The sequence below is a fragment of the Streptomyces sp. NPDC126497 genome, assembly GCF_040302425.1.
Lineage (GTDB): Bacteria > Actinomycetota > Actinomycetes > Streptomycetales > Streptomycetaceae > Streptomyces.
The window spans coordinates 1-8,435 of record NZ_JBEORT010000093.1 but is presented as its reverse complement, the minus strand read 5'-3'; the positions used below and the strand labels follow the sequence as shown (position 1 = coordinate 8,435).

9 protein-coding genes and 1 riboswitch are annotated in these 8,435 nt (G+C 72.3%); of the genes, 4 read left to right on the top strand and 5 right to left on the bottom strand.

Features of this window, described 5'->3' with window-relative positions:
- Positions 1 to 113: 113 nt before the first annotated feature.
- The 3 genes from ABTY20_RS28385 to ABTY20_RS28375 all read right to left on the bottom strand — a co-directional run bounded on the left by ABTY20_RS28385 (position 114) and on the right by ABTY20_RS28375 (position 3,355).
- On the bottom strand, positions 114 to 1,559 hold the full coding sequence (locus ABTY20_RS28385) for a glycine hydroxymethyltransferase (protein WP_351999899.1): 1,446 nt from the start codon (positions 1,557 to 1,559) through the stop codon (positions 114 to 116).
- A 29-nt stretch (positions 1,560 to 1,588) separates the two neighbouring features.
- Positions 1,589 to 1,675, bottom strand: a riboswitch (ZMP/ZTP riboswitch).
- A 147-nt stretch (positions 1,676 to 1,822) separates the two neighbouring features.
- Complete coding sequence (locus ABTY20_RS28380; protein ID WP_351999898.1) at positions 1,823 to 3,007, bottom strand: glutathionylspermidine synthase family protein; 1,185 nt, start codon at positions 3,005 to 3,007, stop codon at positions 1,823 to 1,825.
- Between the two features lie 6 nt (positions 3,008 to 3,013).
- Entirely contained in the window at positions 3,014 to 3,355 is a 342-nt protein-coding gene (locus ABTY20_RS28375; protein WP_351999897.1) for a hypothetical protein, read from the bottom strand.
- A gap of 456 nt (positions 3,356 to 3,811) precedes the next feature.
- Here ABTY20_RS28375 and ABTY20_RS28370 point away from each other — a divergent pair, with 456 nt between their 5' ends.
- Complete coding sequence (locus ABTY20_RS28370; RefSeq protein ID WP_351999896.1) at positions 3,812 to 4,258, top strand: EthD domain-containing protein; 447 nt, start codon at positions 3,812 to 3,814, stop codon at positions 4,256 to 4,258.
- Positions 4,259 to 4,363: 105 nt separating this feature from the next.
- Complete coding sequence (locus ABTY20_RS28365; protein ID WP_351999895.1) at positions 4,364 to 5,242, top strand: hypothetical protein; 879 nt, start codon at positions 4,364 to 4,366, stop codon at positions 5,240 to 5,242.
- A gap of 51 nt (positions 5,243 to 5,293) precedes the next feature.
- On the opposite strand, the gene pdxR is transcribed toward ABTY20_RS28365, so the two are convergent.
- Entirely contained in the window at positions 5,294 to 6,679 is a 1,386-nt protein-coding gene (gene pdxR / locus ABTY20_RS28360; RefSeq protein WP_351999894.1) for a MocR-like pyridoxine biosynthesis transcription factor PdxR, read from the bottom strand.
- 47 nt (positions 6,680 to 6,726) lie between these two features.
- On the opposite strand from pdxR, the gene ABTY20_RS28355 reads away from it, so the two are divergent.
- Complete coding sequence (locus ABTY20_RS28355) at positions 6,727 to 7,233, top strand: carboxymuconolactone decarboxylase family protein (protein ID WP_351999893.1); 507 nt, start codon at positions 6,727 to 6,729, stop codon at positions 7,231 to 7,233.
- Positions 7,230 to 7,682, top strand: a complete 453-nt coding sequence (locus ABTY20_RS28350; protein ID WP_351999892.1) for a carboxymuconolactone decarboxylase family protein — start codon at positions 7,230 to 7,232, stop codon at positions 7,680 to 7,682. Before ABTY20_RS28355 ends, ABTY20_RS28350 begins: the two co-directional genes overlap by 4 nt.
- Positions 7,683 to 7,721: 39 nt before the next feature.
- Here ABTY20_RS28350 and ABTY20_RS28345 read toward each other — a convergent pair.
- Positions 7,722 to 8,435: hypothetical protein (locus tag ABTY20_RS28345; RefSeq protein ID WP_351999891.1), on the bottom strand; the 714-nt coding region annotated here is incomplete at its 5' end.

The window sequence follows — 8,435 nt, the reverse complement described above, 5'->3', positions numbered from 1 at the left end:
GGGCCGCGGGCGGTCCTGATGGGGGCGGGGCCGGGGCGGGGGCCGGGCACGGTGCCGGACCGCCGCGCGGGGGCCGCGTCGGGAGCCGATCGCCCCGCGAGGTGCCGCGGGGGTCAGCCGAGGTCGATCTCCGGGTAGAGCGGGAAGCCGGCGACCAGGTCGGTGGCGCGGCGGGAGATCTCGTCGGCGACCTTCGCGTCGAGGACGTGGGCCGCCTTGGAGGGGGCGCCGGACTTGGTGGTGCCGGGCTCGGTGGTGGTCAGGACGCGGTCGATCAGACCCGCGACCTCGTCCATCTCCGCCGTGCCGAGGCCGCGCGTGGTGAGCGCGGGGGTGCCGATGCGGATGCCGGAGGTGTACCAGGCGCCGTTGGGGTCGGCGGGGATGGCGTTGCGGTTGGTGACGATGCCCGAGTCGAGCAGGGCGGCCTCGGCCTGGCGGCCGGTGAGGCCGTAGGAGGTGGCGACGTCGATCAGGTTGAGGTGGTTGTCGGTGCCGCCGGTGACCAGGGTGGCGCCGCGCCGCATCAGGCCCTCGGCGAGGGCGCGGGAGTTGTCGACGATGCGCCGGGCGTAGTCCTGGAAGGCGGGCTGCCGGGCCTCCGCGAGGGCGACGGCCTTGGCGGCCATGACGTGCGGGAGCGGGCCGCCGAGGACCATCGGGCAGCCGCGGTCGACCTGGTCCTTGAGGGAGTCGTCGCACAGCACCATGCCGCCGCGCGGACCGCGCAGCGACTTGTGGGTGGTGGTGGTGACGATCTGGGCGTGCGGGACCGGGTCGAAGTCGCCGGTGAGGACCTTGCCGGCGACCAGACCGGCGAAGTGCGCCATGTCGACCATGAGCGTGGCGCCGACCTCGTCGGCGATCTCGCGCATGATCCGGAAGTTCACCAGACGGGGGTAGGCGGAGTAGCCGGCGACGATGATCAGCGGCTTGAACTCGCGGGCGGAGACGCGCAGGGCCTCGTAGTCGATCAGGCCGGTCGCCGGGTCGGTGCCGTAGGAGCGCTGGTCGAACATCTTGCCGGAGATGTTCGGGCGGAAGCCGTGGGTGAGGTGGCCGCCGGCGTCCAGGGACATGCCGAGCATGCGCTGGTTGCCGAAGGCCTGGCGCAGCTCGGCCCAGTCGGCCTCGGAGAGGTCGTTGACCTGGCGGGCGCCGGCCTTCTCCAGGAAGGGGGCCTCGACGCGGTCGGCGAGGACGGACCAGAAGGCGACCAGGTTGGCGTCGATGCCGGAGTGCGGCTGGACGTAGGCGTGGCGGGCGCCGAAGAGCTCCCTGGCGTGCTCGGCGGCGAGCGACTCGACGGTGTCCACGTTGCGGCAGCCGGCGTAGAAGCGGCGGCCGATGGTGCCCTCGGCGTACTTGTCGCTGAACCAGTTGCCCATCGCGAGGAGGGTGGCCGGGGAGGCGTAGTTCTCCGAGGCGATCAGCTTGAGCATCTCGCGCTGGTCGGCGACCTCCTGGCCGATCGCGTCGGCGACGCGCGGCTCGACGGCGCGGATCGCCTGGAGCGCGGCACGGTAGGCGACGGACTCGGGGGTGGGATCTGTGGACACAAGGGCCTCCGGACGTCGGAATCAGCGTGCAGGTCGGCCCAGGCGCTCGGCACTCGTCGCTCGGACCGCTTCCCGATGGTTCATCCCATCCTCGCGCGCCAGTCACGGCCCGGGGCCAGGGTACCGGGTGTGCGGTGCGGGCGCCTTCGGCGTCCGCGATGCGGGAGCGTCCGCGGGGTCGCCGTCCGTCGTGGGGGGGGCGGGTGCGTCGTGACCGGTCGCGCGGTCCCCCGCGCCCCGGAGGGGCGCCCCCGCCGGGGCCCTCAGAGGATCACGTGGGGCAGGAACCGCGCGTACGCGTCCGTGACCAGGCCGGAGGACTCCCTGATGCCCAGGCCCGCGGACTCGTCCTCCACCACCCAGGCACCCAGGACCACGTGGTTGCCGTCGAAGGCGGGGAGCGGGGCCAGCTGCTGGTAGCAGCAGGGTTCGTCGCGGAGGACGGGGGCGGTGCCGGGCGCGTGGACCGTCACGCCGGCGCCCTCGCGGCCGAGCAGGGGCTTGGCGACCCAGCCCGTGGTGTCCGCCAGCTCCCGCGGACCGTCCAGGTAGGCGGGGAGGAGGTGGGGGTGGCCGGGGTGGAGCTCCCAGAGGATCGCCAGCAGGGCCTTGTTGCTGAGCAGCATCTTCCAGGCGGGCTCGATCCACAGGGTGGAGCCGGTGCCGCCGCCGTTGTCGAGGGTGTCGAGGACGTGGCCGGCGAAGCGGTCGGTGGTGAGCCACTCCCAGGGGTACAGCTTGAAGATGCTGCGGATGAACCGGAGCCGTTTGTCGACGAAGCGGCCGGAGAGGCGGTCCCAGCCGATCTCCTCCATGGAGAGCCAGTCGGTGTCGAGGCCGGCCTGCTCGGCGGTCTCCTTGAGGTAGGCGACGGTCATCAGGTCCTCGCCGAGTTCGTCGGCGGAGGAGTGCGCGAAGTACAGGGGGCCGCCCGGCGGGAGCAGGGCGGCCTGCTTCCGCCAGGCGTCGACGAGGCGTTCGTGCAGGGAGTTCCACTGGTCGGCGCCGGGGAAGCGTTCCTCCATCCAGAACCACTGGGGGGAGGCGGCCTCCACCAGGGAGGTCGGGGTGTCGGCGTTGTACTCCAGGAGCTTCGCGGGGCCGGTGCCGTCGTAACGGAGGTCGAAGCGGCCGTAGAGGGAGGGGAGTTCGGCGCGCCGGCGCCAGGCCTCGGTGACCGCGCGGGCGATGCGCGGGTCGGTGATGCCGAGGTCGGCGAAGCGGTCGGCGGTGACGATGTGCTCGGCCGCCGCGAGGCACATGCGGTGCAGTTCCTCGACGACCTCCTCCAGCGCCTCGACCTCCTCCAGGGTGAAGACGTAGTGGGCGCTCTCGTCCCAGTAGGGGCGCAGGGAGCCGTCGGGGTGGCGGGTGAGGGGGTAGATGAGCCCCTGCTCCTCGACGGTCTCCTGCCAGCCGGGGCGGGGCTCGATGGTGCGCCGTTCCATGGCCGCTCAGCCGCCGCCGCTGCCGGAGCCCGAGCAGCCGAAGCCGCCCCGGTCGACGGCCTCGCTGCGGCTGAAGGTGCCGTGGTCGGCGTAACCGTTGCTGACGTCGGCGTCGTAGTACCAGTCCGCGTCGGTGCGGGACGCGCCGGCCCGGCCGGCGGAACCGGCGGAGGAGGACGTGCAGTTCCTGTCGGCGACGACCTTGTAGCCGTTGAGGTAGTCGTAGCTGTCCCGGTCCACGCACCGCCGGTCCGGATCCGACCCGCACGCCGACAGCGCCGCCGCGAGGACCCCCATCCCCCCGAGCACCACGGTGCTGGACCGCAACCGTCGCCGTGACTCCGCCATGCCCCTCGCTCCTCCCTCGCAACTCCCCCGGCTCGCGGCGGACAGCCTAGAGGCCGCCCGCGTGCCACGCGCAGGAGCCCCCCGTCGTCTTCTTCGCGGTCCCGCGGGAGGACCGCCCGCCACCGCGCCGGCGCCCCCTTCGCCGTGGTCCGCGACGGAACCTTCCGTGAATACGGAACGCGTCGCCTCGACTCGTCGTTCTCCATGGTGAGACACCGTGAGGACGTCACGCATTCACATCAAGCAATGACCCGTTTTATATTGAATGTTCCTCATAAGCGCCCTCATGAAGCGCCTCAGGTCCACATAATCCCCTTCGGGGCGACCGCATTGCGCCGCCGGCATTCGACCGCGGCATGCGGGGGCACTCCCGGCCCGCTTTGACTTCGATCAGCGCGGTCGCTAGTTTGTGATCTTGTAAATGGACGTGCGCATGCACAACAATGGAGGCATTCAATGAAGGTAAAGGGAGCCGTCGCCGCAGGCGCCACGCTTCTGGCGGCTTTCCTGGGGGCGACGCAGGGAACTGCGGTCGCCGATACCCACAACTCTTCGGACACGTACGGACACACCGGTCGGTGCGCCTCCAGCCACGTATGCCTCTATTACAACTCGGGCCAGTCCGGGGCCAAGTTCACCCGTTACTACGACGACAACAACGTCCAGACGACGCTGAAGATACCGGACCTCGCGGGCTACTACTTCGACTCCTCCGGCGCCGGTGCCGGACAGGTGGTGAAGAACAACGCCGCCTCGGGAGAGATCTACGGCCTCCACTGTTCCATGTGGGTCTACTACAACAGCAACTACGGCGGAAACGTCGACTACTTCGGTGACAGCTCCTACGGGCAGCTCTGGTACACGTACAACGAGAACGCCTCCCTGAAGGCGGGCTGCCCGTAACCCCGTGCGCCGGCCCCGACCGATCTCCCGGTCGGGGCCGGCGCGCCGTTCGGCGCGGTCCGCGCTGCGCCGCGGACCGTCGAGCGATCGAAGAATCGATGCCTCATGCGACACGTCAAGAACATCCTGACCACGGCATGCGCCGCAGCCGCCCTGCTGGCGCTTCCCTCCTGCGCGGGCTCCGGTGACGACCCCGGCGCCGCCTCCCGGGAGCCGGCGCCCGGGAGGCACGCGCAGCCGTCCCCCGCCGCCGAGACCAACCCCCTCCCGCTGCCCGTGCACACGTACCTCCTGGCGCCGAGCAGAACGGCGGGGGTCAGGTCCGCCACCATCATCCTGGTGAATGCGTGCTTGCGGGAGCAGGACGTTCCGCCGCTGGAGGAAATGACGGTCAAGGCGGACGGCGAAAGCGATCCCGATCCCTACCAGGTCGGGCGACGCTATGGGCCGATCGTCGAGGACGACGTTCTGACCCACGGTTATCACCTCCCTCCGGACTGGACCGGAAACACATCCGGACCTCCGGAAGTGTCAGCCCGACAGGAGGCCGCCATGGACGGCCCCTCGGGTTGTCTCGCCGTCGCCCGGAGGGAACTCTTCGGCGAGAACTCCCTGGACTCCCCGACCGCGCGGAAAATCAGCAGCCAGAGCTTCAAGGAGTCCCTGGAGGATCCGAAGGTGAAGGCGGTCACCGCCGAGTGGTCGGCTTGCATGACCAAGAAAGGCCATGCGTACACAGACCCCTTGCAAGCGCTTTCAAAGGCCGATCTGAGCTCGCCGAAGCCGAGCAAGGAGGAACTGCGCGTCGCGGCCGCCGATTATTCCTGCAAGGAATCCACCGACCTGATTCCCACATGGCAGGCAGTCGAGGCCAGGATCCAGAACAAGGAAATAAAGAAGAACCTGGCGGACCTGAAAAAGGAAACCGCACAGCGCGATCGGATCATGGCGAAAGCCGACAAGATCGTCGAACAGGGCGGATGACGGCGCCGTGACACCGGCGGCGATGCCGACGAGCGCCCCGCCGCCGGTGCGTCAGGGCAGCGCCCGGCACAGGGCGTCCAGGGCGCCGGCCCAGGCGTGGTCCGGCGGGGTGGCGTAGCCGACCACCAGGGCGTCGCCCGCCACGGTGTCGGCGGCGGGGTGGCGGAAGTCGGAGAGGCCGAGGACGGTGAGGCCCTGCCAGGTGGCCGCCTGGACGACGGACCGCTCGGTGCCGGGCGGGAGCCGGAGGACCGCGTGCAGGCCGGCCGCGACACCGGTGATCCGGACGTCGGGGGCCCGGGCGGCGAGGGCCTCGGCCAGGGAGTCGCGGCGGCGGCGGTAGCGCAGCCGCGCGGCGCGGACGTGGCGGTCGTAGGCGCCGGAGGTGAGGAACTCGGCGAGGGTGAGCTGTTCGAGGGCGCTCACGGAGCGGCCGCCGCCGTGGGCGACGACGTCCGGGAGCAGGGACGGGGGCAGGACCATCCAGCCGAGGCGGAGTCCGGGGGCGAGGGACTTGCTGGCCGTGCCGAGGTGGACCACGTGGTCGGGGTCGAGGTCCTGGAGCGCGCCGACGGCCTGGCGGTCGTAGCGGAACTCGCCGTCGTAGTCGTCCTCCAGGATCAGTCCGCCGGTGCGGCGCGCCCAGTCGACGACGGCGGCGCGGCGCTCGGGCCGCAGGGCCCCGCCCAGCGGGAACTGGTGGGCGGGGCTGAGCAGGACCGCGTCGGCGTCGCCCGCGTCCCGCGTGCGGGTGCCGAGGGAGTCGAAGGGGAGCGGGACGGTGGCCAGGCCGGCGCGGGCGGCCAGGTCCCAGTGGGCGTCCAGTCCGTAGGACTCCACGGCGAGGGTGCGGGCGCCGCGGGCGCGCAGGACCTCGCAGAGGAGGCGGAGGCCGCCGGCGAAACCGGAGCAGACGACGATCCGTTCGGGGTCGGCGCGTACGCCCCGGACGCGCGCCAGGTAGCCGGCGAGGGCGGTGCGCAGTTCGGGGCGGCCGAGCGGGTCGCCGTAGCCGAGGGCGTCGTGCGGGGCGGTGGCCAGGGCGCGGCGGGCGGCCTTGAGCCATGCGGCGCGGGGGAAGGAGGCGAGGTCGGGGGTGCCCGGGACGAGATCGTACGGAAGCCGCCCGGGGACCCGGCGCGGGGAGGGCCGGCGGGCCGGCGGACCGGGCACCGCGCGGTCGGCCACCCGGGTGCCGGAGCCCTGCCGGGCCGCGAGCCAGCCCTCGGCGACCAGGTCGGCGTAGGCGTCGGCGACGGTGTTGCGGGCGATGCCCAGGTCGGCGGCGAGGGAGCGGGAGGAGGGCAGCCGGGTGCCGGGGGTGAGCCGGCCGGTGCGGACGGCCTCGCGCAGGGCGTCGGTCAGACCGCGGCGCAGGCCGGGTCCGGCCGGTTCGAGGTGGAGGTCGATGCCGAAAGTGGCCCAGCGTTCCGCCATGGAAGTGGACCATACCCGTGGGCTGCCCCGCTCCTAGGGTCGGAGGCATGACGAACACCGGAACGACCACGACCGCACCGTACGCCGCCGAGCCGCCCGTCCGGCTGGAGTGGGCCCGGCACGCCCCCGAGGTCTACAAGGCGATGATCCGGCTGGACTCCGCCGCCAGGAAGGGACTCGACGCCAAGCTGTACGAGCTGGTCAAGATCCGCGCCTCACAGCTCAACCACTGCGCGTTCTGCCTCGACATGCACACCAAGGACGCGCTCGCGGCGGGCGAGAGCGTCGAGCGGATCGTCCAGCTCGGCGCGTGGGAGGAGTCGCGGCACTTCTACACGGAGAAGGAGCTCGCGGCGATCGAGCTGACCGAGGCGGTCACCGTGCTGACCGACGGCTTCGTGCCGGACGAGGTGTACGCGCGGGCCGCCGCGCAGTTCGAGGAGCCGGAGCTGGCGCAGCTGATCGCCGCGATCACGGTGATCAACGCGTGGAACCGGTTCGGCGTGACCTGTCGGATGACGCCGGGTCACTACACGCCGGGACAACACGCGTGACGGTCCGTACGACCCGCCTGGACGCCGGTGTGCGCAGCGCGCTGCAGGCCGTGAGCGCCGCCGCCGGGAAGGGCCTCGGCGACCCCGGGCTGGCCGAGCTGGTCCAGATCCGCGCCTCGCAGCTCAACCACTGCGCGTTCTGCCTCGACATGCACCTCGCGATCGCCCGCAGGGACGGGGCGGTGCGCGAGGCGCAGCTCGACCTCCTGAGCGCCTGGCAGGAGGCCGGCGACGACGTCTTCGACGCGCGGGAGCGGGCCGCGCTGGAGCTGACGGAGGCGGTCACCGTGCTGACCGACGGCTTCGTGCCGGACGAGGTGTACGCGCGGGCCGCCGCGCACTTCGACGCCGTCCGGCTCGCCCACCTCGTCGCGCTGATCACCGCCGTCAACAGCTGGAACCGGCTGATGGTCGGCCGCCGGATCCCCCCGGGTTCCACCGAGTGGTGAACCGGGGCAGGGCCGACCGCGTCCGCCCGGCGGACGCGGTCAGCCCTGCCGGCAGGTGGTGTCCGGGGGGCAGAAGTGGGCGAGGGCCGTCAGCGCCAGGTGCAGTTCGGGGTCGATGCCGTCGGTGGGCGGGCCGTACGCGGCGATCGCGTACACCTTGCCGTCGCCCGGCGCGCGGAAGCGCACGTCCTGGACGTGCCAGCTGCCGGCGTCCGGCTCGCCCCGCAGGGAGTCGGCCCGGTACTCCAGTCGCAGTCCGGAGACGTCCCCCTCCTCGACCGGCTCCAGGGCGACCTTCTCGAAGCCGTCGGCCTTCGGCGTGCTGTCGGACAGGAACAGGTCGAAGGACTCCTCGGGGGAGGACTCCGCGACCTCGTACACCTGGAGGCGGCGGAGGCCGTCGGCGCTGCGGTAGTTGACGACGTCCATGCCGTGCCGGGAGGCCACCGTCTCGCGCGTCCAGCCCAGCGGGCGGCCGATGGTGAAGCCCTCGGCGTCGGTGTGGAGTTCGTAGTCGGCGGGGAGTCCGGACCCCTCACCGGAGGGGGAGTCCGTGACCTCGTCGGTGGGTTCGACGGCGGCCGTGCCCACGTCCGACGGTCCGGGGGCCGCGTCGTCGGCCGGCGCCGGCCCCGAGGTGGCCGCGCGATCGTCGCGGGAGCCGGGCCCGCCGTCCGTTCCGTCGCCGTCGACGACCAGCGTCAGCACCAGTGCCACGGCGGCCCCGGCCGCGGCGGCCCCGCCCAGCACGCC

What these genes read in the sequence shown, in the direction of transcription:
- ABTY20_RS28380 (WP_351999898.1), bottom strand. Translation starts at nt 3,007, where the DNA reads ATGGAACGGCGCACCATCGAGCCCCGCCCCGGCTGGCAGGAGACCGTC.
- ABTY20_RS28375 (WP_351999897.1), bottom strand. Translation starts at nt 3,355, where the DNA reads ATGGCGGAGTCACGGCGACGGTTGCGGTCCAGCACCGTGGTGCTCGGG.
- ABTY20_RS28370 (WP_351999896.1), top strand. Translation starts at nt 3,812, where the DNA reads ATGAAGGTAAAGGGAGCCGTCGCCGCAGGCGCCACGCTTCTGGCGGCT.
- ABTY20_RS28365 (WP_351999895.1), top strand. Translation starts at nt 4,364, where the DNA reads ATGCGACACGTCAAGAACATCCTGACCACGGCATGCGCCGCAGCCGCC.
- pdxR (WP_351999894.1), bottom strand. Translation starts at nt 6,679, where the DNA reads ATGGCGGAACGCTGGGCCACTTTCGGCATCGACCTCCACCTCGAACCG.
- ABTY20_RS28355 (WP_351999893.1), top strand. Translation starts at nt 6,727, where the DNA reads ATGACGAACACCGGAACGACCACGACCGCACCGTACGCCGCCGAGCCG.